At 70.6% G+C, this 20,224-nt stretch carries 20 protein-coding genes and 4 tRNA genes; 17 read left to right on the forward strand and 7 right to left on the reverse strand.

Going from position 1 to position 20,224, the window contains the following annotated elements; all coding sequences use genetic code 11:
- Nucleotides 1–7: 7 nt before the first annotated feature.
- Nucleotides 8–1,123 carry a heparan-alpha-glucosaminide N-acetyltransferase domain-containing protein gene (locus tag DEJ04_RS08280; RefSeq protein WP_111046784.1) on the forward strand — a complete coding sequence of 372 codons (1,116 nt, stop codon included), beginning with the start codon at nucleotides 8–10 and terminating at the stop codon, nucleotides 1,121–1,123.
- Between the two features lie 587 nt (nucleotides 1,124–1,710).
- On the opposite strand, the gene cls is transcribed toward DEJ04_RS08280, so the two are convergent.
- Together cls and DEJ04_RS08290 are read right to left on the reverse strand one after the other, a co-directional pair.
- A complete protein-coding gene (gene cls, locus DEJ04_RS08285) occupies nucleotides 1,711–3,171 on the reverse strand; it encodes a cardiolipin synthase (RefSeq protein ID WP_071406312.1) in 1,461 nt (486 codons plus the stop codon).
- Between the two features lie 39 nt (nucleotides 3,172–3,210).
- Nucleotides 3,211–3,699 carry a YajQ family cyclic di-GMP-binding protein gene (locus DEJ04_RS08290; RefSeq protein ID WP_017888627.1) on the reverse strand — a complete coding sequence of 163 codons (489 nt, stop codon included), beginning with the start codon at nucleotides 3,697–3,699 and terminating at the stop codon, nucleotides 3,211–3,213.
- 163 nt (nucleotides 3,700–3,862) lie between these two features.
- On the opposite strand from DEJ04_RS08290, the gene DEJ04_RS08295 reads away from it, so the two are divergent.
- The 5 genes from DEJ04_RS08295 to DEJ04_RS08315 all read left to right on the forward strand — a co-directional run bounded on the left by DEJ04_RS08295 (nucleotide 3,863) and on the right by DEJ04_RS08315 (nucleotide 6,413).
- A tRNA-Tyr gene (locus DEJ04_RS08295) sits at nucleotides 3,863–3,947 on the forward strand.
- A 58-nt stretch (nucleotides 3,948–4,005) separates the two neighbouring features.
- The gene (locus tag DEJ04_RS08300) at nucleotides 4,006–4,836 is read left to right on the forward strand and encodes an inositol monophosphatase family protein (protein ID WP_111038103.1); all 831 of its coding nucleotides are present in this window, start codon (nucleotides 4,006–4,008) and stop codon (nucleotides 4,834–4,836) included.
- 148 nt (nucleotides 4,837–4,984) lie between these two features.
- Complete coding sequence (locus tag DEJ04_RS08305) at nucleotides 4,985–6,142, forward strand: M23 family metallopeptidase (RefSeq protein ID WP_111046785.1); 1,158 nt, start codon at nucleotides 4,985–4,987, stop codon at nucleotides 6,140–6,142.
- 93 nt (nucleotides 6,143–6,235) lie between these two features.
- Nucleotides 6,236–6,307 (forward strand) — tRNA-Thr (locus tag DEJ04_RS08310).
- A 32-nt stretch (nucleotides 6,308–6,339) separates the two neighbouring features.
- Nucleotides 6,340–6,413: transfer RNA gene (locus DEJ04_RS08315), tRNA-Met, on the forward strand.
- Between the two features lie 93 nt (nucleotides 6,414–6,506).
- Here DEJ04_RS08315 and DEJ04_RS08320 read toward each other — a convergent pair.
- Together DEJ04_RS08320 and DEJ04_RS08325 are read right to left on the reverse strand one after the other, a co-directional pair.
- A complete protein-coding gene (locus DEJ04_RS08320) occupies nucleotides 6,507–8,402 on the reverse strand; it encodes an ABC transporter ATP-binding protein (RefSeq protein WP_111038101.1) in 1,896 nt (631 codons plus the stop codon).
- Between the two features lie 111 nt (nucleotides 8,403–8,513).
- Nucleotides 8,514–8,912, reverse strand: a complete 399-nt coding sequence (locus DEJ04_RS08325) for a hypothetical protein (RefSeq protein ID WP_071406316.1) — start codon at nucleotides 8,910–8,912, stop codon at nucleotides 8,514–8,516.
- A 132-nt stretch (nucleotides 8,913–9,044) separates the two neighbouring features.
- Here DEJ04_RS08325 and DEJ04_RS08330 point away from each other — a divergent pair, with 132 nt between their 5' ends.
- The 3 genes from DEJ04_RS08330 to DEJ04_RS08340 are packed head-to-tail and all read left to right on the forward strand — an operon-like array spanning nucleotide 9,045 to nucleotide 10,959.
- Nucleotides 9,045–9,494, forward strand: coding sequence for a MaoC family dehydratase N-terminal domain-containing protein (locus tag DEJ04_RS08330; RefSeq protein WP_084741396.1), 450 nt, complete (start codon nucleotides 9,045–9,047; stop codon nucleotides 9,492–9,494).
- Nucleotides 9,491–9,916 (forward strand): MaoC/PaaZ C-terminal domain-containing protein, encoded by a 426-nt coding sequence (locus tag DEJ04_RS08335; protein ID WP_027466539.1) that lies wholly within the window; start codon nucleotides 9,491–9,493, stop codon nucleotides 9,914–9,916. Before DEJ04_RS08330 ends, DEJ04_RS08335 begins: the two co-directional genes overlap by 4 nt.
- A 2-nt stretch (nucleotides 9,917–9,918) precedes the next feature.
- A complete protein-coding gene (locus DEJ04_RS08340) occupies nucleotides 9,919–10,959 on the forward strand; it encodes a UDP-N-acetylmuramate dehydrogenase (RefSeq protein WP_111046786.1) in 1,041 nt (346 codons plus the stop codon).
- A 117-nt stretch (nucleotides 10,960–11,076) separates the two neighbouring features.
- On the opposite strand, the gene DEJ04_RS08345 is transcribed toward DEJ04_RS08340, so the two are convergent.
- Complete coding sequence (locus DEJ04_RS08345; RefSeq protein WP_111046787.1) at nucleotides 11,077–12,303, reverse strand: pyridoxal phosphate-dependent aminotransferase; 1,227 nt, start codon at nucleotides 12,301–12,303, stop codon at nucleotides 11,077–11,079.
- 151 nt (nucleotides 12,304–12,454) lie between these two features.
- Between DEJ04_RS08345 and DEJ04_RS08350 the strand changes: the two genes are divergently transcribed.
- From DEJ04_RS08350 to DEJ04_RS08375, 6 genes are all read left to right on the forward strand, one after another.
- Nucleotides 12,455–12,527 (forward strand) — tRNA-Trp (locus DEJ04_RS08350).
- 35 nt (nucleotides 12,528–12,562) lie between these two features.
- Nucleotides 12,563–12,826: a preprotein translocase subunit SecE gene (gene secE, locus DEJ04_RS08355; protein ID WP_371830607.1), complete on the forward strand. Its 264-nt coding sequence runs from the start codon at nucleotides 12,563–12,565 to the stop codon at nucleotides 12,824–12,826.
- A gap of 119 nt (nucleotides 12,827–12,945) precedes the next feature.
- Nucleotides 12,946–13,995, forward strand: coding sequence for a transcription termination/antitermination protein NusG (gene nusG / locus DEJ04_RS08360; protein ID WP_071406319.1), 1,050 nt, complete (start codon nucleotides 12,946–12,948; stop codon nucleotides 13,993–13,995).
- Between the two features lie 158 nt (nucleotides 13,996–14,153).
- Nucleotides 14,154–14,585 carry a 50S ribosomal protein L11 gene (gene rplK / locus DEJ04_RS08365; protein ID WP_017888638.1) on the forward strand — a complete coding sequence of 144 codons (432 nt, stop codon included), beginning with the start codon at nucleotides 14,154–14,156 and terminating at the stop codon, nucleotides 14,583–14,585.
- A 90-nt stretch (nucleotides 14,586–14,675) separates the two neighbouring features.
- Nucleotides 14,676–15,365 carry a 50S ribosomal protein L1 gene (rplA, locus tag DEJ04_RS08370; protein WP_017888639.1) on the forward strand — a complete coding sequence of 230 codons (690 nt, stop codon included), beginning with the start codon at nucleotides 14,676–14,678 and terminating at the stop codon, nucleotides 15,363–15,365.
- A 101-nt stretch (nucleotides 15,366–15,466) separates the two neighbouring features.
- On the forward strand, nucleotides 15,467–16,075 hold the full coding sequence (locus DEJ04_RS08375) for a Pr6Pr family membrane protein (RefSeq protein WP_071406320.1): 609 nt from the start codon (nucleotides 15,467–15,469) through the stop codon (nucleotides 16,073–16,075).
- Here the strand turns inward: DEJ04_RS08375 and DEJ04_RS08380 are convergent.
- Nucleotides 16,072–16,815, reverse strand: coding sequence for a YqaJ viral recombinase family protein (locus DEJ04_RS08380; protein WP_111046788.1), 744 nt, complete (start codon nucleotides 16,813–16,815; stop codon nucleotides 16,072–16,074). The genes DEJ04_RS08375 and DEJ04_RS08380 overlap by 4 nt on opposite strands.
- Before the next feature lie 67 nt (nucleotides 16,816–16,882).
- The gene (locus tag DEJ04_RS08385; RefSeq protein WP_027466368.1) at nucleotides 16,883–18,094 is read right to left on the reverse strand and encodes an ROK family transcriptional regulator; all 1,212 of its coding nucleotides are present in this window, start codon (nucleotides 18,092–18,094) and stop codon (nucleotides 16,883–16,885) included.
- 144 nt (nucleotides 18,095–18,238) lie between these two features.
- Here DEJ04_RS08385 and DEJ04_RS08390 point away from each other — a divergent pair, with 144 nt between their 5' ends.
- Both DEJ04_RS08390 and DEJ04_RS08395 read left to right on the forward strand, forming a co-directional pair.
- Nucleotides 18,239–18,985 carry a sugar phosphate isomerase/epimerase gene (locus tag DEJ04_RS08390; RefSeq protein WP_111046789.1) on the forward strand — a complete coding sequence of 249 codons (747 nt, stop codon included), beginning with the start codon at nucleotides 18,239–18,241 and terminating at the stop codon, nucleotides 18,983–18,985.
- Nucleotides 18,982–20,133 (forward strand): Gfo/Idh/MocA family protein, encoded by a 1,152-nt coding sequence (locus DEJ04_RS08395; RefSeq protein ID WP_111046790.1) that lies wholly within the window; start codon nucleotides 18,982–18,984, stop codon nucleotides 20,131–20,133. Before DEJ04_RS08390 ends, DEJ04_RS08395 begins: the two co-directional genes overlap by 4 nt.
- The last annotated feature ends 91 nt before the right edge of the window (nucleotides 20,134–20,224 follow it).

Genomic DNA, 20,224 nt, shown 5'->3' on the forward strand with positions numbered 1-20,224 from the left:
CGACACCATGACCGACACGCGCCCCGTCCCGTTCACAGCGGTGCGGGGCGCGTCCGCGTCGGGGATGCGGCTGCAGGGTGTCGACGTGGCCCGTGCGGTCGCGCTGCTCGGCATGATGGCCGCACACATCGGCGGCATCGCGGAGCAGCTCGACTGGACCGACCCGGCCACCTGGACCGCCGTTGCCCACGGGCGCCCGTCCACGCTGTTCGCGGTCCTCGCCGGCGTCTCGATCGGTCTGACGAGCGGCCGCACCGACCCGCCCGGGCCGCCCACCATCCGCCGCATCCGTGCCCGGCTCGCGATCCGCGCCGTGGTGGTCGTCGTCATCGGGTTCGCCCTGATGGCGCTCGACACCCCCGTGTACGTGATCCTGCCGACCTACGGGGTGCTGTTCCTGCTCGTGGTCCCGGTGCTCCGCGTCCGCCCGGCGGCGCTGCTCGGCATCGCCGCGCTCTGCGCGGTGCTGTCGCCGCTCGCCGCGCTGACGATCGCGCCGGCCTACGCGGACGCCGGCATGATCGGCGTCCAGCTCGGCCTGGTCTACCCCGTGGTCACCTTCCTGGCGTACGTCCTGGTGGGGCTCGCGGTCGCCCGGGCCGGCCTGGAGGACCGTGGCCGGCAGATCCTGGTCCTGGCGTCCGGCACACTGGTCGCCGCCACCGCGTACGTCACCGGGTCGGTCCTCGCCCCGCTCCCCGACGACGCGGCCCTGGCGTTCCCCGGGGTCCCGTACGCGGGCGAGGCGACGACCCCCGGTCAGGCCCTCGCACAGCTCTTCCTGTCCCCGCGCGACCACTCGTCGTCGGTCGTCGACGTGGTCGGCACAGCCGGGGTGGCGGTCGCGGTGATCGCCCTCTGCCTGCTCGTGTTCGACGGCCGCGGGCGCGTCGCCGAGCGGATCGCGTTCCCCCTGGCGGCCGTGGGGTCGATGCCGCTGACGGTGTACTCGGGGCACCTCGTGGTCATCGCGATGCTGCCGAGCTACCCCGAGTCGGCCGAGGCCTGGGGCTGGTTCGCCCTCGGCTCGGTGGTCTTCGCGATGCTGTGGCGGCGGTTCCTCGGCCGCGGCCCGCTCGAGCGGGTGGTCGGGGCCCTGGCGTCCCTCGTCCCGATGCGCTGAGCGCACCTGGCGGACCCGCACCGGCCACGGAACGCTCACCGCACGGTGCAGGGTTGTCCGTTCGCCGCGGGCTTGCTCGCCGGGTGCCCCGCTGTCGCGACGCACGGTGCGGCCAAGGTCGCACCGGGTGGGGGACGACGCACCGTGCGCGGCGGAGGCGACCCGCGCCTCCCGTCCGCACCGTGCGTGGTTGGTTGTGCGACGCGTGGCGCACGGGATCCTGAACCGGCTCGGAACGCCCCGCACGGTGCAGGGTTGTCCGTTCGCCGCGGGCTTGCTCGCCGGGTGCCCCGCTGTCGCGACGCACGGTGCGGCCAAGGTCGCACCGGGTGGAGGACGACGCACCGTGCGCGGCGGAGGCGACCCGCGCCTCCCGTCCGCACCGTGCGTGGTTGGTTGTGCGACGCGTGGCGCACGGGATCCTGAACCGGCTCGGAACGCCCCGCACGGTGCAGGGTTCTCCGTTCGCCGCGGGCTTGCGCGCCGGGTGCCCCGCTGTCGCGACGCACGGTGCGGCCAAGGTCGCACCGGATGGAGGACGACGCACGGTGCGACGGTGCGACGCTGCGACGCTGCGACAGCGACGGCTACTGCAGCGCCGCCGTGAGCCGCGCGACGTTGTCGAGCACCTTGGAACGTCGCGGACGGTCGACCCACGCGTCGAGCGTGAGCTCGAAGCTGTGCTCCTTGTAGGAGTCCTGCACCTCGCGCAGGGCGTCGACGAAGCGGTGACCGCGCACCATCACGGAGACCTCGAGGTTCAGGCTGAACGAGCGCATGTCCATGTTGCTCGACCCGATCACCGACACCTCGTCGTCGATCGTGAAGTGCTTGGCGTGCAGGATCGTCGGCGCGCGGTACAGCCAGATCCGCACGCCGGCCCGCAGGAGTTCCTCGTAGTAGGAGCGCTGCGCGTGCCAGGTCATGGCGTGGTCGCCCATCTCGCCGACGAACAGCTCGACGTCGACCCCGCGCTGCGCCGTCGTGGTGATGGCGTAGAGCATCGAGTCGTCCGGCACGAAGTACGGCGACGTGATCGAGACCTTCTGCTGCGCCGAGTAGAGCAGCGCGTTGAACAGGCGCAGGTTGTTCTCGCCGTCGAAGCCCGGGCCGGACGGCACCACCTGGCAGTCGAGCGCGTCGCCGCGGTCGGCCCGCTGGACGGGGTCGCTCTCGCGCAGCAGCAGCTCGTCGGTCTCGCTGTACCAGTCGGTGACGAACAGGGCGTTGAGCCCGGCGACGACCGGTCCCTCGAACCGGGCGAACAGGTCCTTGTAGACCATGCCCTTCTCGATGTGGGACTTGATGTCGTACGACGCGTCGATCAGGTTCTGCGAGCCGGTGAACGCGACCGAGCCGTCGATCACCATGATCTTCCGGTGGTTGCGGAGGTCGGGGCGCTGGAACTTCCCCTGCAGCGGCAGGAGGGGCAGCATCAGGTGCCACTCGATGCCCGCCTGGTCCATGAACGCCAGGGTGTCCTTGTAGCCCGGGTAGCCGCGGCTGGCCCAGTGGTCGAGCAGGAACCGCACGGTGACGCCCCGTGCCTGCGCCCGCGCGAGCGCCTCGAAGAACGGGCGTGTGGTGTCGTCGAGCGTCGCGATGTAGAACTCGACGTGCACGAACCGGCGGGACTGGTCGATCGCCCGGGTCATCTCGGCGATGGACTCCTCGGAGTCGGGGTAGAGCTCCGCGGAGTTGCCACCGACCAACGGCATCGCACCGAGTTCGCGGTTCAGCCGCGTGACGCTCTCGAGCCACGCGGGCCACGGGTGGTCACGGCGGACCCGCTCGATGCCCTCGGTCTGCTCGAGGATGTACGCGTTGATCTCGGTCTGCTTCTCGCGACGGGCGCGGGGGAGCTTCGTCGACCCGATGACCAGGAAGACGATGAAGCCGATGTAGGGGATGAGGAAGATCGCGAGCAGCCACGCCGTCGCGGTCTGCGGCTTCCGGTTGATCGGGACGTAGATGATCGAGAAGACGCGGATCGCCAGGTCCAGCAGGACGAGCAGGACGGTGATGACGACGCTGAGCCAGTGCTCCACGGGGTGCCGGTGTCGGGTGTCGTTCGCAGGGGCCGCTGGTCAGCGGAAGTTGATGAACTGCAACGGGACGTCGAACTCTTCACCCTTGAGGAGCTGGATCGTGTTCTGCAGGTCGTCACGGCTCTTCGACGAGACGCGGAGTTCGTCGCCCTGGATCTGGCTCTTCACCGTCTTCGGGGCGTTGGCCCGCAGGAACGCGCCGATCTTCTTCGCCACGTCCTGCTCGATGCCGTTCTTGAACTTCACCTCGATGCGGTACTCCTTGCCCGAGGGGTACGGGTCGCCGGCGTCGAGGCTCTTCAGGCTGATGTTCCGCTTGATCGCCTTGCTCTGCAGCACGTCGAGGACGGCCTTGGCGCGCTCTTCCGAGTTCGCCTTGATGAGGACGTCCTCGCCGCTGAACGCGACCGAGGCGTCGGCGCCCTTGAAGTCGTACCGCTGCTCGATCTCCTTGGCCGCCTGGTTGAGGGCGTTCTCCGCCTCCATCTTGTCGACCTTGCTGACCACGTCGAAGGAACTGTCTGCCATGCGGAACAGCCTAACGGCGGACGGGAGGCCCGGTTCGGCCCCCGTGCGCGGGCCCTGGTGGGTGTGTGGTCGCGTCCAGGGCCGATGGTCACGACCACCGTCAGCCATCCGCTATGCTTTTGTGCGCGCCTTCGGTTGGTGATCACACCGGCTGGGTGCGCATGGCAAGTTACCCAAGCGGCCAAAGGGATCTGACTGTAAATCAGCCGGCGTAGCCTTCGGGGGTTCGAATCCCTCACTTGCCACCATCTGATCGGCCCCGTCCACTGCGGACGGGGCCGATGGTGTTTCCGGGAGGATGGGTGCATGGCATCCGACCTCACCCCGTCCCAGTTCGCCGACCTCGCCGAGTCGATCGCCCGTGACGCAGCGGCGCTGGCCGCACGGCGCCGCGCCGAGGGGGTCGAGGTCGCGGACCGGAAGTCGAGCATCGTCGACGTGGTCACGGCCGCCGACCGTGAGGTCGAGGCACTCATCCGCGCCCGCATCGCCGAGGCCCGACCGGACGACGCCTTCCACGGCGAGGAGTCCGGGTCGGCCTCCGGCGCCTCGGGCATCACGTGGGTGGTGGACCCGATCGACGGCACGGTCAACTACCTGTACGGCAGCGCCGACTACGGCGTGAGCATCGGCGTCGTGCGCGGAGCACCCGACCCGATGACCTGGGAGCCGATCGCGGGCGTCGTCGTGGCGCCGGCGACGGGCACCGTCTTCCGGGCGGCGGTCGGGCAGGGTGCGACCCGTGACGGGGAACCGTTGTCCGTCGCCACGCCCGGTTCGCTCGCCGAGACGCTCGTCGCCACCGGGTTCGGGTACACGGCCGACCGTCGCCGGGAGCAGGTCGCGGTGCTGGCCGGACTCATCGGCGAGGTGCGGGACATCCGCCGCGGGGGAGCGGCGTCGCTCGACTGCTGCGCCGTCGGGGCGGGCGTGGTGGACGCGTACTACGAGCGCGGGATCAACCCGTGGGACATGGCGGGCGGGGCCCTCGTCGCGCAGGAGGCCGGCGCGGCGATCCGCATCTGGGAGGCCGGGGGGACCCGCTCCTTCCTCTTCGCGAGCCCCGCCGTCGCCGACGAACTCGAGGCCCTGGTGCGTGGACTCGAGGCCGGTGCACTCGGAGCCGTGCGGGCCTGAGGACGCGCCGATCCCCAGGTCCGGGGGTGCCGGGAGGACATGACCACGACTGGCGACCTGCGACGTCTCCTGCTAGCGTGCTCAGGTCCCGTTACCTGCTCGTTACCAACGAGTGAGCCCTTCTCTGATCAGGATCGCCACCGCACGCATGCCCCGTACTCCTCTGTCGTCCGCTCCCACCGACGGTTCCGTCGACGCCGCCACCCCGGTCGTCCACCAGACCCGACGCGCTCGGATCGAGGCAGAGCGGGCCGCGGCGAAGGGCGCGGTCGTGGTGCAGGAGGCGCATGACTCGACGGGTCCGAGCTTCGACGACGTGATCGGTGCGGTCACGCCGGGAACCCCCGCGGCCCCCGTGTCGCCGATCGACCTCGCACCGGCGTCGCCCGTGCGCCCGGCCTCCCGCATCGTGACGCCGCCGGCCCCCACCTCGCCCGTCGTGCACGCGCAGCCGGCCGCTCGCGCTGCCTCGGTGTCGCAGCCGCGTCGGGTCGCTGGGCAGGTCCCCGCGTCGCGTCGTCGCAGCAGCCGTCCGGCGCCGACGGCCCCGGTCGACCGCGCGACCCGTCACATCCGTTCCAGCACCCCCGTCAGCGCACCGGCCCCGAAGCGTGGTGCGTCGTTCCGCCGGTCGGCCTCCCGTGTGACCGCGGTCGGCGCCCTGCTCTTCGCGGCCGGCCTGGTCGTGTCGACCTCGCTGCCGGCCCAGGCGCTCTGGGTGCCCGAGTCCGGCTCGACCGCGGCCCGTGCCAGCTCGGGTGCCACCCAGTCGATGCAGGTCGGTGCCGCTGCTGACGGGTCGACCGCCCGTGACCAGTTCACGGTCTCGGACGCCACGCAGTACGCGAACGTCGACTCCTCCAGCTTCACGAACGACCCGACCGGCACGATCCAGTGGCCGTTCCTGACCGGTGTCCCGATCACCTCAGGCTTCGGCGGACGCCAGGTCGCCGGGTGCTCGTTCTGCTCGACGAACCACATGGGCGTCGACTTCGCCCCGGGCGAGGGCACCCCAATCGGCGTCATCGCGGCCGGGACCGTCATCAAGGTGCAGGCGAACGACGGCGGCTTCGGCAACGACGTCTGGGTCGAGCACGACGTCGACGGCAAGCAGTTCGTCAGCGTCTACGGCCACATGGAGGACAACTCCTTCAAGGTGGTCACCGGCCAGCACGTCGAGGTCGGCGACATCCTCGGCCTCGTCGGCAGCACGGGCAACTCCACGGGCCCGCACCTGCACCTCGAGGTGCACGTCGACGGGGTCCCGGTGGACCCGCTGGCGTGGCTCAAGACCAACGCGAACTAGCGGCCCACGACGCGGCACGCCCGGGCGTCTCGCCCGGTTCCGGAGCAGCGTCGGAGGTCTGCTATCCTCGTGTGGTGCCGTTCGCGGCACATCGCCCCGATAGCTCAGTGGTAGAGCACCTCCATGGTAAGGAGGGGGTCGTCAGTTCAATCCTGACTCGGGGCTCCGACCCGGTGCGCGTGCCGCTCCGGATCTCTGGCGGGGTAGCTCAGTTGGTTAGAGCACACGACTCATAATCGTGGGGTCGCGGGTTCAAGTCCCGCCCTCGCTACACGCAAGGCCCTCTCGTCCAGGATCCCCTGGGTCAGGGGGCCTTCTCTGTTGCCGGCCCTACTTCGATTGCCGGGGCCGACCCGCCGCGCGTTCAGTCCGCCGCCGGCACGTCGGCCGCGACGTTCTCCTGCGCGGCGAACTGGGTGCGGTGCAGCTCCTCGTACCGGCCACCCGCGGCCAGCAGTTCGTCGTGCGTGCCCCGCTCCACGATCGAGCCGTCCTCGACGACCAGGATCACGTCCGCGCTGCGGATCGTGGAGAGCCGGTGCGCGATCACCATCGCCGTCCGTCCCTCGAGCGCCTCGCCGAGTGCTGCCTGCACCGCTGCCTCGGAGGTCGAGTCGAGCGCCGCCGTCGCCTCGTCGAGGATGACGACGCGCGGCTGGGCGAGCAGGAGCCGGGCGATCGTCATCCGCTGGCGCTCGCCCCCGGAGAGCCGGTAGCCGCGTTCACCCACCATGGTGTCCAGCTGGTCGGGGAGGGACCGGATGAGCGGCTCGAGTCGCGCACGGCGGACGGCGTCCCACACCTCGTCGTCGGACGCCTCGGGCCGGGCGAACCGCAGGTTGGAGCGGATGGTCTCGTGGAACAGGTGGCCGTCCTGCGTCACCATGCCGAGGGTGTGCCGCATCGAGGCGAACGTGACGTCGCGGACGTCCGTCCCGGCCAGGCGCACCGCGCCGCTGTCGACGTCGTACAGGCGCGAGAGCAGCTGCGCGACCGTGGACTTGCCGGCTCCGGACGAGCCGACCAGGGCGACGGTCTGCCCCGGTTCGATCCGGAACGACAGGCCGTGCAGCACCTCCTCGCCGCCGCGGGTGTCGAGCGTCGCGACCTCCTCGAGCGAGGCGAGGGACACCTTGTCGGCGGACGGGTACGCGAACCGGACGTCGTCGAACTCGACGGAGACCGGGCCGTCGGGGATGGTGACCGCGTCGGGCTGCTCCTGGATGAGTGGTTCGAGGTCGAGCACCTCGAAGACGCGCTCGAAGCTGACCACGGCGCTCATGATCTCGACCCGGGCGTTCGCCAGGCTCGTCAGCGGTGCGTAGAGCCGGGTGAGCAGGAGCGCCAGGGTGACGACCTCGCCGGTGTCCAGCCGGCCGGCGAGCGCGAGGAAGCCGCCGAGCCCGTAGACCAGCGCGAGGGCGAGCGCGGAGACGAGCATGAGCGCGGTGAAGAAGACGAACTGCAGCATCGCGGTCCGGACCCCGATGTCGCGCACCCGGGCAGCGCGGACGCGGAACTCCTCGGCCTCTTCGTCGGGCCGGCCGAACAGCTTGACGAGGGTGGCGCCGGGTGCCGAGAAGCGCTCGGTCATCTGGGTGCTCATCGCGGAGTTGTGGTCGGCGGCCTCGCGACGCAGGGCGGCGAGACGGCTGCCCATCCGGCGCGCGGGGACCAGGAACACCGGGAGCATGACGACGGCGAGCACCGTCACGAGCCACGAGGTGCTGAGCATGACGATCAGGGTGAGGACCAGCGCCACCAGGTTCGTGACCACGCCGGACAGTGTGCCACTGAAGGCCTGCTGGGCGCCGATCACGTCGTTGTTGAGGCGGCTCACGAGCGCACCGGTCCGGGTACGGGTGAAGAACGCGATCGGCATCTTCTGCACGTGGTCGAAGACGGCGGTGCGGAGGTCCAGGATCACGCCCTCGCCGATGCGCGCCGAGTACCACCGCGTCGTCAGCGACACGGCGGCGTCGGCCACGGCCACCAGCGCGATGACCACGGCCAGCCGGACGATCGTCGCGACCTCACCGCGGGCGACGATGACGTCGACCACCTGACCGGCGAGGACCGGCGTCGCGACCGCGAGGAAGGCGCCGACGACGGACAGGCCGATGAACACCAGCAGCTTCGCCCGGTACGGCACCGCGAACGTCAGGATCCGCCGGACGGACGCGCGGGAGAACCCGTGCTTGCCGCCCTGCGCGGACGAGATCTTGTACAGCGAGCTCCAGGCTGCGCTCTCCATGCTCATGGCGGTTCCTTTCCGGGGCCCCGGGCCCAACCTAGATGGCTGGCCGGGTCCCCGGTGACCGCTCCCGTGGCGGTGCGCCGCGCGGCCACCCGCCGGAGGCCGTCCGGCCGCCTACTGCGTGCGGTGGGAGCCGGTGTCCGTCCGCGTCGCGAGCACCCCGGCCGCACGGAACGCGTCCTCGACCGCGGCGGTGACCTGCTGCCAGGCGGCGCGTCGCCGGTTCGCTCCGATGCTGCCGCCCGACACGGCCGTGCCGTGCCCGGCCCGGCGCAGGGTGATCGTGGTGGTGGCACCGTCCACGACGGTCGACAGCTCGTACCGGCGGTACTCCCGGGCCGGCTGCACGAGCGCGCCGAGCAGGATCGTGAGCGTCCGGCTGCCCGCCGTCGCGGTCATCGTGCCACCCGTCGACTCGACGTGGTGGCCCGTGCGGCGCAGCGCGGCGGCCGCGACCTCCATGGCGGTGCACCGGTCTCCCGTGTGCACGGCGAACTCCGTCGTGGTGTCCATCGGCCCTCCCCGTCCCGAACGAACCCGTGCCGCACGGCACGCCCCGATTCCCCCGAATCGGTCTCAGACAGTCTAGCTGAAGCGTCCTCATCGATCACCGGCCCCCCGGACGGGCCTCGGTAGACTGCCGTGGTGTCAGTGAACCCCGAGCTCGTCGGCAGGACGTTCCCGCCGGCCCAGCCCTACCTGGTCGGCCGCGAGAAGGTGCGCGAGTTCTCGCGTGCGGTCTTCGCGACCAACCCCGTCCACCACGACCCGGACGCCGCACGTGCCGCCGGGTACGACGACGTGGTCGCACCCCCGACGTTCGCCGTCGTCGTGCAGGAGGCCACGCTCGCGCAGCTCCTGAACGAGCCCGACGCCGGCATCGACTTCTCCCGCGTCGTCCACGGCGAGCAGTCCTTCACCTACGACCGGCCGATCGTCGCCGGTGACGAGCTCACCGCGACCCTGACGGTCACCAGCGTGAAGACCCTCGGCGGCAACGCGATGGTCACCGCCCAGAGCACCATGAACGACGCCGAGGGGGAGCACGTCGTCACGGCGACCTCCACCCTCGTGGTCCGAGGAGACGACGCATGACCGCCGCACCCGCCACCGCGCTCGAGGTCGGCACCGTCGTCGCCGAGCGCGACGTGCACATCACGCGCGACTCGCTCGTCCGGTACGCCGGCGCCTCGGGCGACTTCAACCCGATCCACTACCGCGACGACGTCGCCGCCTCGGTCGGCCTGCCCGGTGTGCTCGCCCACGGCATGCTCACGATGGGCATCGCCGTGCAGCCGGTCGCCGAGTGGCTCGGTGACAGCGGCTGGGTCGCGGGCTACGGCGTCCGCTTCACGCGCCCCGTCGTCGTCGACCCGGAGCAGGGTGCCACCGTCGGCATCGTCGCGAAGGTCGGCACCGTCGACGAGGACGGCCGACCGAAGCGCATCGACCTCACCGTGACCGCCGCCGGGCAGACCGTGCTCGGCAAGGCGCAGGTCACGGTGGTGTTCCGCTGACCGTGTCCGAGCCGGTGCTGGCCGACCTGACGACGCTCCGCGTCGGCGGGGCCGCCACCCGGCTGCTCACGGCCGAGACGACCGACGAACTCGTCGCCCACGCACTCGACGCCTTCGGCGACCACGAGTGGCTCGTCCTCGGCGGCGGCAGCAACCTGCTGGTCGCCGACCAGGGCTTCGACGGCACCGTCGTGCTGGTCCGGACGACGGGCGTCGACGCCGACCGCGACGCCGACCGCGACGCCGACGGCGTCACCGTCCGCGTCGCCGCGGGGGAACCGTGGGACCCGTTCGTCGCCACGACCGTCGCGAACGGCTGGACCGGCCTGGAGGCCCTCAGCGGCATCCCGGGCACCGTCGGTGCGTCCCCGGTGCAGAACATCGGCGCCTACGGGGTCGAACTCGCCGACGTGCTCACCCGCGTCGAGTTCCTCGATGCGGCCACGGGGGAGCGCGCGTGGCTCCCGGCAGCCGAGCTGGCGCTCGGCTACCGCACGTCGACCCTCAAGCACGGTCGGCGCGGTGTCGTGTTGACGGTCGAGTTCCGACTCGGACTCGCGGGCGAGCACGGCGTGCCCGTGCGGTACGCGCAGCTCGCCGGTTCGCTCGGGGTCGACCTCGGTGCGCTCGTGCCACCCACGACCGTCCGCGACGAGGTCCTGCGGCTGCGCGGCTCGAAGGGCATGGTGCTCGACGGGGACGACCACGACACCTGGAGCGCCGGGTCGTTCTTCACGAACCCGATCGTCTCGCCGGCGTTCGCCGAGACCCTGCCGGCGGATGCGCCCCGGTGGCCCGCGGGCGACGACGTCAAGCTCAGTGCCGCGTGGCTCATCGAGCACGCCGGCGTGCACCGCGGGTACGCGGTGCCGGGCTCCCGCGCGGCGATCTCGTCCAAGCACACCCTCGCGCTCACGAACCGCGGCGGGGCGACGGCCGCGCAGGTGGCCGAGCTCGCACGGTTCGTGCAGGTGACCGTCCTGAACCGCTTCGGTGTCTCGCTCGTCCCGGAACCCGTCGTGGTGGGGGACCTGCTCGGCTGATCGTCCACGCGACGGGACGGACGAGCACGACGCACCACGGGCCTCCCGGCACGCAGAACGGGCCACCTCGACGAGGTGGCCCGTTCTGCGTTCCGCGGGGTGTCGTGGGCGCAGCGTCTACGCGAAGAACTTCGCCAGTCTGGCGACGCCCTCGGCGATGTCGTCGTCGCCCAGCGCGTACGACAGGCGCAGGTAGCCGGAGGGGCCGAAGGCCTCACCCGGCACGACCGCGACCTCGGCGTGCTCGAGGATCAGGTCTGCCAGCTCGAGCGTGGTCGTCGGGGTGGTGCCGGCCCACTCGCGACCGAGCAGTGCGGTGACGTCCGGGTAGACGTAGAAGGCGCCCTGCGGGGTCGGCGTGCGGAAGCCCGGGATCGCGTTGAGGCCGTCGACGATGGCCTTCCGTCGGCGGTCGAAGGCCTCGCGCATGGCGGCGACGGGCTCCTGCGGACCGGTGAGGGCGGCGATCGCGGCGCGCTGCGACACGTTCGAGACGTTCGACGACAGGTGCGACTGCAGGTTCGACGCGGCCTTGACGGCGTCGGCCGGGCCGATGAACCACCCGACGCGCCAGCCGGTCATCGCGTAGGTCTTCGCGACGCCGTTCACCAGGATCGTGGTGTCGGCGAGGGCGGGGACCTCGGCCAGGATGCCGGCGAACCGGACCCCGTCGTAGACCAGGTCCTGGTAGATCTCGTCGCTGATCACCCAGATGCCGTGCTCGAGCGCCCACTCGCCGATCGCCCGGGTCTGCTCGGCGGAGTACACGGCGCCCGTGGGGTTCGACGGCGAGCAGAACAGCAGCGCCTTGGTCGCCGGGGTGCGGGCGGCCTCGAGCTGCTCGACCGTCACCAGGTAGTCCTGGTCGCTGCCGGCGAAGACCTCGACGGGCTCGCCGCCGGCGAGCCGGATGGCCTCGGGGTAGGTGGTCCAGTACGGCGCGGGCAGCAGGACCTCGTCGCCGGCGTCGACGATGGTCTGGAACGCCTGGTAGACCGCCTGCTTGCCACCGTTCGTGACGATGACCTGCGACGGCTCGACGCTGACGCCGGACACCCGGGCGGTCTTGTCGGCGATGGCCTGCTTGAGTTCGGGCAGGCCCGTCGCGGGCGTGTAGCGGTGGTTCTTCGGGTCCTGCGCGGCAGCGACGGCCGCGTCGACCACGTGCTGCGGGGTCGCGAAGTCGGGCTCACCGGCGGCGAACGAGATCACTGGACGACCGGCGGCCTTGAGTGCCTTGGCCTTCGCGTCGACCTTGAGCGTCGCGGACTCGGCGATGGCCGCGATGCGGGATGCGATGCGCGGACGATCGACCGGCGCGGTGGCGGGGGTGTCGACGGACACGTGGGCGGTGGACTCGGGGCCTGGGGCTGCGGTGCTCACGGGGCCCAGCCTACCGGCGCGGCACGCCGTGGAAGGGGCCAAGTGGACACCGTGTGACGGACTCCCGTAGACTCGTCCACCGGAACGCGGATCGGTGACGAACCGTGTCCGAAGGGCGGTGGCTCAATTGGTAGAGCAGCGGTCTCCAAAACCGCAGGTTGCAGGTTCGAGTCCTGTCCGCCCTGCAACTCTGGAAGGGTAGAAGTTGGCGAGCAAAGACATGGAGACGACGGCGGACGACGTCGTCGCCAAGGCGAAGCAGGACCGGGCCGAGCGCCGCGGGCCCATCGCTGCCATCGTGCTCTTCATCCGCCAGGTGATCGGCGAACTGCGCAAGGTCGTGACGCCGACTCGCAAGGAACTCTTCAGCTACACGGGCGTCGTGCTCGTGTTCGTCGTCGTCATGATGATCCTGGTGTCGATCCTCGACTTCGTGTTCGGTCTCGGCGTCGGGTACGTCTTCGGCAACGGGCCCACGGCCTGACCCCGACGTCGACTGCCGTGTGCGGTCGTTCCGAGGAGTACGGTCGCCCGAGACGGCGTCGATCGTGACCATGAACGAACGCCACCCCGACCCGAACCACCGAACGGAAAGAATCGACTGTGTCTGACAACTCCCGCGATGACATCGACCTCGCGACGGCTGCCGAGCAGTCCTCCGAGGTCGAGGAGAACCAGGAAGGCGACGTCGAGACCGGCGAAGGACGCTCCGTCGAGTCCGCTGAAGAGCGTGCGATCTCGATCGAGGGCGACGACGACGAGTCCCTCGGCCTCAGCTCCGAGCCCGACGACGGCACCGTCGACGCCGGCCTCGACGAAGCACTGACGGCCCTGCAGGAAGCCCGCGACCCCGAGGCCGACGCCGTCGTGGACGACGCCCTCGAGATCGACTCCACCGACGAGGCCGAGGCCGCCGTCGAGGCCGTCGAGGACGAGGAAGAAGTCGAACTCGAGTCCGAGACCGCCGCCGAGGCGAACGAGACGCTCGCCGCCGACGAGGCACTCGACGCCGAGGACGAGGACGACGAGCCCGCCGAGGTCGACCCGTACGAGGCCTTCAAGGCCGAGCTGCGGATGAAGCCGGGCAAGTGGTACGTCATCCACTCCTACGCGGGCTTCGAGCGCCGCGTGAAGTCGAACATCGAGAACCGCATGGTCTCGATGTCGATGGAGGACTACATCTACCAGGTCGAGGTCCCGATGGAGGACGTCGTCGAGATCAAGAACGGGCAGCGCAAGCTGGTCACCCGCGTCCGGATCCCCTCGTACGTGCTCGTCCGCATGGACCTCAACGAGGACTCGTGGTCCGTCGTCCGGCACACCCCGGGCGTCACCGGCTTCGTCGGCAACGCGCACAACCCGACGCCGCTCCGTTTCGACGAGGCGTTCGGCATGCTCAAGTCCCTCGTGCAGGTCGCCGAGGCCGCCCCGACCAAGGGTGGCGCGAAGGGCAGCGGCCTGCAGGCACAGCCCGCGGCCGAGGTCGACTTCGAGATCGGCGAGACGATCACCATCAAGGAAGGCTCGTTCGCGGGCCTGCCGGGTTCGATCTCGGAGATCAAGCCGGAGAGCGGCAAGCTCACCGTCCTCGTCTCGCTGTTCGAGCGCGAGACCCCGGTCGAGCTCAGCTTCGACCAGGTCACCAAGCTCTAGCGACCACCCAGCTGTAGCGATCACCGAGATCGACTACACTGAACGGGTTTGGGCCCGCGCGCCTCGTGCGAGCGGGCCTTCACCGCTGTCCGGAACGGCCGGACCAGCGGGAGAGTGCACGGATCCCCGTGTGTTCGATTCCAGGAGGAAGACAAGTCATGGCACCGAAGAAGAAGGTCACGGGCCTGATCAAGCTGCAGATCAACGCGGGAGCCGCCAACCCGGCCCCCCCGATCGGTCCGGCGCTCGGTCAGCACGGCGTCAACATCATGGAGTTCTGCAAGGCGTACAACGCGGCGACCGAGTCGCAGCGTGGCAACGTCGTGCCGGTCGAGATCACCGTCTACGAGGACCGTTCGTTCACGTTCGTCCTGAAGACCCCGCCGGCCGCTGAGCTCATCAAGAAGGCTGCTGGTGTGCAGAAGGGGTCCTCGACCCCGCACACGGTCAAGGTCGCGAAGATCTCGATGGACCAGGTCCGTCAGATCGCCGAGACCAAGCAGGCCGACCTGAACGCCAACGACATCGAGCAGGCCGCGAAGATCATCGCCGGCACCGCACGCTCGATGGGCATCACGGTCGAGGCCTAAGCACCGATCGGGCTCCGGCCCACCACCAGACACCTTTCCGTGGGAGAGCCTCGCCGGCTCGCCAACCACGTATCTCGCAAGGAGACCACCATGGCGAAGAAGTCCAAGGCCTACCAGGCCGCGGCCGCGAAGATCGAGGCCGACAAGTTCTACACCCCGACCGAGGCCGTCGCCCTGGCCAAGGAGACCGGTTCCTCGAAGACCGACTCCACGGTCGAGGTCGCGCTGAAGCTCGGCGTGGACCCCCGCAAGGCCGACCAGATGGTCCGCGGCACGGTCATCCTGCCGCACGGCACGGGCAAGACCGCCCGCGTCATCGTCTTCGCGACGGGTGCGGCTGCCGAGGCCGCCATCGCCGCCGGCGCCGACGAGGTCGGTGGCGACGAGCTCATCGCCAAGGTCGCCGAGGGCTACACCTCGTTCGACTCCGCCGTCTCGACCCCGGAGCTCATGGGCAAGGTCGGTCGTCTCGGTAAGGTGCTCGGCCCGCGTGGCCTCATGCCGAACCCGAAGACCGGCACCGTGACCCCGAACGTGGCGCAGGCCGTCAACGACATCAAGGGCGGCAAGATCGAGTTCCGCGTCGACAAGCACGCCAACGTGCACTTCGTCGTCGGCAAGGCCTCGTTCACGCCGGAGCAGCTCGACGAGAACATCTCGACCGCGCTCGAGGAGATCAACCGCCTCAAGCCGTCGTCCTCGAAGGGTCGTTACGTCATGAAGGGCGCCGTCTCGACGACCTTCGGCCCCGGCATCCCGCTGGACGTCAACAGCATCTGAGTCCACTGACTCACGGGTCCTCCGACCCATGGAAGGGCCCGCACCGGCAACGGTGCGGGCCCTTCCTGCACGTCGTCGCCGTGTCCCGATAGCGTGGAGCCGTGCGCACCCTCGTGAACTCGCTCCGACTGATCGCCGTCATCGCCATCGTCGTCGCGGTCGTGGCGCAGTGGCTCGAGAGCTCGCAGACCCCGACCTACTCGTTCTGGAACTTCTTCGGCTACTTCACGATCCAGTCGAACCTGATCATCGCCGTGGCCCTCGCGGTGACGCTCGTCGCCGCGGCCCGTCGCAAGCGGGCGGACCTCGCCGTCTCGGTGCTCCGTGGCGCCGCGACGGTGTACATCGCAACGACGGGCATCGTCTACAACACGCTGCTCACGGGCGCAAACGTGTCGGCCTCGGTGCCGTGGTCGAACGACATCGTGCACAAGATCATCCCGGTGTACGCGGTGCTCGACTGGCTGCTGTTCTCGGACCGCGCACGGCTGCTGCTCCGCCACGTGTGGTGGTTCCTGCTCTACCCGGCGGTCTGGACCACCGTGGTGCTCGTCCGCGGCGCGACCGACGGGTGGGTGCCGTACCCGTTCCTCGATCCGGCGCAGGGCTACGGCGTCGTCGCGATCTACGTGGTCGGGATCGCGGTCTCGATCACGCTGCTCGGCATCCTCGTCGTCGGGATGAGTCGGCTGCGGCTGGTGAAGGTCTAGGAGCGGAAGCCGCGGAGCTTGTCGAGCACCAGGTCGGCGAGCTGAACGAGCCCGCGGATCTGGTCGTCGTCGCGGTCGACCCAGCGGCACTCGGGTTCGTCGGCGACCGGCACGAACCCGTCGTGGCGTTCCCAGACGAACAGGGTGCGGTCGGCACCGAGCACGTACTGCTGCCACCAGATCTGCCGGAGGTAGTGCCGGGGGATGCTCCGCCAGGCCTTGCCGGTGGTCTTGATCTCGGCGAGCACCACGCGGGACGACTCGTCGACCCCGACGCCGTCCGGGGTGGCGAGGTGGGCGCGGTTCGCAGCGGCGTGGAAGAGGTGTGCCGAGGGCTGGATGCCGTGGGTGGCGGCCACCCAGGCGGCGATGACCGGTTCGCGGTCCTTGCCGTGCTCGGTGAACGCGTTGCCGGAGAACCGGGAGCCGTAGCGCTTCTCGGTGACGACGGCCTCGACGGCGCGCAGTGAGGCCAGCCGAGCGACGTCGGTGGCGGTGATGCCCATGGCGCGGGCGCGGAGCCAGGCGACGCGGTCCGAGGAGTGCGCGACGATGCGCTCGGTGTGGCCACGCAGGGCGGTGAACGCGTCACGCGCAGCCGGGACCGGCGTACCGGGGGCGGGATGCGCCTCTCCCCACGAGCTCGGCCCGCCCGCCGCTTCGCGACGCCCGGGTACCGGCTCGCGTGGGCCCAGACCGGGGTCCAGGTCGCCCCACAGGGTGGGCTGCACGATCGTCACCCGACGATTGTCCCCCCGACCACCGGCAAGACCGAAACCGACGCGCTCACGCGACCGCGGGTGTGCGTCAGGAGACGAGCTCGCGGCCCTCGGCGAAGGCGACCAGCTCGTCGACCCCGGCGGGGGAGAGGGCGTAGCCGATGGCGAGGGCCGCGGCGCCCTGCAGCGCGGCGAGGGACCCGGCGCGGGACTGCACGATGACGAGGTGCTCACTGGCCAGGGGCATCGAGCGGGAGTAGACGACCTCGCGGACGCCGGCGAGCAGGTGCTCACCGGCCTGCGTGATCGATCCGCCGAGTGCGATGACGGACGGGTTGATGAGCGAGATGCAGGTCGCCAGGACCTCGCCGATGTCCCGACCGGCCTGTCGCACGGCGTAGATCGCGTCGAGGTCGGACCGGTTCACCAGGTCGATCACGTCCGCACCCGTGTGCGCGTCGTGCCCCTTCGCGCGGAGGGCGCGGGCGATCGCCGGACCGGAGGCCACGGCCTCCAGGCAGCCGGTGTTGCCGCAGTGGCAGGGGACGTCGCCGGCGCGGGAGACCCGCACGTGGCCGATGTCACCCGCGGTGCCCTGGGCGCCGCGCTGCAGCCGGCCCTCGGAGACGATGCCGGACCCGATGCCGGTGGCGACCTTCACGAACAGCAGGTGGTCGACGTCCGGCCAGCCGTGCTCGCGCTCACCGAGGGCCGCGATGTTGACGTCGTTGTCGAGCAGCACGTGGGCGGCGATGTGCTGACGGAGCCACGAGGGCACGTCGAAGCCGTCCCAACCGGGCATGATCGGCGGGTTGGCCGGGCGGCCGGTGGAGAACTCGACCGGTCCGGGGACGCCGATGCCGATCGCGATGACGTCCTGTCGGCTGCGCCCGACCTCGGCGAGCAGGTCGTCGATCGTCTCGACGAGCCAGGACAGCGTCGGCACCGGACCGGCGGCGATGTCGATCCGGGCCTCGCGGGTGGCGAGTGGTGCCGCGACCAGGTCGGTGACGGCGACGCGACCGTGCGAGGCACCGAGGTCGGCGGCGATCACGAGGCGGGCGCGGGGCTTCAGCGCCACCTGGGCGGGCGGACGGCCGCCGGTGGAGACGGCGGTGTCCACGGCGCCGACCAGCCCGATGTCGATCAGGGAGTCGAGGCGCACGCCGATGGTGGAGCGTGCGAGTCCTGTCAGTGCGGCGAGCTCGGCCCTGGTGCGCGGCACGCCGTCGCGGAGGATCTGGAAGAGCTCGCTCGTCCCGACCGGAGGCGACGCTGCCGTCCGGTTCAAGTCGACCATGTGGGGAGTGAAGCACACATCGTTCGCGCCACGCAATGAAGTCCGTCGACATTCCTCGGACTTCTGCTTGACCGCCGACAAAAGTGCTCGTAGTGTGACGATCGGTCAGTGACGACCGCACCATCTCGACGAGGAGAACCCCTGGTGACCCAACCGCTCTCGGTCCAGCTCTACACGGTCCGCGATGCCCTCAGTGCCGATCTGCCCGGCACCCTGCAGCGCATCGCCGACATCGGCTACACGAACGTCGAGGCCTTCGGCTTCGTCGACAACGCCGACGAACTCGCCGCCGCCCTCCGCGACGCCGGCCTCGCCGCCCCGAGCGGCCACGCCCGTCTGCTGGACGCCGGCGAGCAGGACCTCGAGCGCATCTTCCACGCCTCCACCACCCTCGGCTTCGGGACCCTCATCGACCCGCACATCGATGAGTCCCGCTGGACCACCCGCGAGGACGTCGAGGCGATCGCCCGCGAACTCAGCGCCCTCGCCCCGCGCGCCGCCGACCACGGTCTGGTGCTCGGCTACCACAACCACGCGTTCGAGTTCTCGAACCGCATCGATGGCGTCAGCGCCTACGAGGTCTTCGCCGACGCCCTGTCCGACGACGTCGTGCTCGAGCTCGACACCTACTGGGTGCAGGTCGGCGGGGAGGACCCGGTCGCGGTCATCGGCAAGTACGGCGACAAGGTCCAGTTCCTGCACGTCAAGGACGGCGACGGCTCGCACGACGACAAGCAGCAGGTTGCCGTCGGCAACGGCATCATGCCGATCCGCGACATCATCGCCGCGGCGCCCGACGCACTGCACGTCGTCGAGCTCGACGACCACGAGGGTGACGTCTTCCAGGCCGTCGCCGACTCCTACACGTTCCTCGAGGGGGCCCGCGCATGACCGACACCACGACCGCCGCTGCGACGGCGACCGACAGCACCACCCGCACCGGCCCGGTCGGCGTCGGTGTCATCGGCGCCGGGGTCATCTCGGACCAGTACCTGTCGAACCTCACCGTCTTCCCCGACGTGACCGTCCGCTTCATCGCCGACATCGACCTGCCGCGCGCCGCCGCCCAGGCCGAGAAGTGGGGCGTCCCCGGATCGGGCACCGTCGAGGAGCTCCTGGCCGACGACGACATCGAGATCGTCGTGAACCTGACGATCCCGGCCACCCACGTCGAGGTCGCGCTGCAGGCCCTGGCCGCCGGCAAGCACGTCTGGGGCGAGAAGCCCTACGCCCTCGACCGTGCCAGCGCCGCGGAGCTCCGCGACGCCGCGGCCGCCGCGGGCAAGACCGTCAGCGTCGCCCCGGACACGTTCCTCGGCGCCGGCCTGCAGACCGCGCTCCGCACCATCCGCGAGGGCCGCATCGGGACGCCCCTGAACGGCCTGACGCTCTTCCAGAGCCCCGGACCCGAGTCGTGGCACCCGAGCCCCGAGTTCCTCTTCGCGTACGGTGCCGGTCCGCTGTTCGACATCGGCCCGTACTACATCACCACCCTCGTCCAGACGTTCGGACCGGTGAAGAAGGTCACGGCCACCGCGTCGAAGTCCCGCGCCACCCGCACCATCGGTTCCGGACCGAAGGCCGGCACCGAGTTCCCGGTGGACGTCCCGACGAACCACTCCGCGCTGATCGAGTTCGAGAACGGCGGGAGTGCGCAGAGCGTGTTCTCGTTCGAGTCCGACCGCGGCCGCACCGGCTTCGTCGAGATCGCGGGGGAGACCGGCACCGTCGTGTTCCCCGACCCGAACAACTTCGACGGCGACACCGAGCTGTACGCCCTCGGTTCCGAGGAGCCCGAGACGATCCCCGCGGTCGGCTCCACCTACTCGCGTGGCACCGGCGTGGTCGACCTGGCCCGCTCGCTGCGTGCCGGCGACGAGAACCGCGTCCCCGGTGCGCTCGCCTTCCACGTCCTCGACGTGATGGTCTCCATCGCCGAGGCGGCAGAACGTGGCGAGGCGGTGCTCGTCGAGAGCACCGTGTCGCCCTCCCCGACCCTCCCCGAGGGCTGGGACCCCGCGGAACGCACCCTGGCCTGACCGCCGGGGTGCTGCCCGCAACCCACAGCAGCACCCGACCAGCACCATCCGCAGCACCAGCTCCACCTCTGCACCATCCCCTGCACCATCT

The organism is Curtobacterium sp. MCLR17_044, assembly GCF_003234435.1.
Lineage (GTDB): Bacteria > Actinomycetota > Actinomycetes > Actinomycetales > Microbacteriaceae > Curtobacterium > Curtobacterium flaccumfaciens.

Coding starts and splice junctions, on each gene's coding strand:
- rplA (WP_017888639.1), top strand. CDS start 14,676: ATGGCGAAGAAGTCCAAGGCCTACCAGGCCGCGGCCGCGAAGATCGAG.
- DEJ04_RS08305 (WP_111046785.1), top strand. CDS start 4,985: ATGCCCCGTACTCCTCTGTCGTCCGCTCCCACCGACGGTTCCGTCGAC.
- DEJ04_RS08320 (WP_111038101.1), bottom strand. CDS start 8,402: ATGAGCATGGAGAGCGCAGCCTGGAGCTCGCTGTACAAGATCTCGTCC.
- DEJ04_RS08395 (WP_111046790.1), top strand. CDS start 18,982: ATGACCGACACCACGACCGCCGCTGCGACGGCGACCGACAGCACCACC.
- DEJ04_RS08325 (WP_071406316.1), bottom strand. CDS start 8,912: ATGGACACCACGACGGAGTTCGCCGTGCACACGGGAGACCGGTGCACC.
- DEJ04_RS08280 (WP_111046784.1), top strand. CDS start 8: ATGACCGACACGCGCCCCGTCCCGTTCACAGCGGTGCGGGGCGCGTCC.
- DEJ04_RS08335 (WP_027466539.1), top strand. CDS start 9,491: ATGACCGCCGCACCCGCCACCGCGCTCGAGGTCGGCACCGTCGTCGCC.
- DEJ04_RS08290 (WP_017888627.1), bottom strand. CDS start 3,699: ATGGCAGACAGTTCCTTCGACGTGGTCAGCAAGGTCGACAAGATGGAG.
- DEJ04_RS08300 (WP_111038103.1), top strand. CDS start 4,006: ATGGCATCCGACCTCACCCCGTCCCAGTTCGCCGACCTCGCCGAGTCG.
- DEJ04_RS08385 (WP_027466368.1), bottom strand. CDS start 18,094: ATGGTCGACTTGAACCGGACGGCAGCGTCGCCTCCGGTCGGGACGAGC.
- secE (WP_371830607.1), top strand. CDS start 12,563: ATGGAGACGACGGCGGACGACGTCGTCGCCAAGGCGAAGCAGGACCGG.
- rplK (WP_017888638.1), top strand. CDS start 14,154: ATGGCACCGAAGAAGAAGGTCACGGGCCTGATCAAGCTGCAGATCAAC.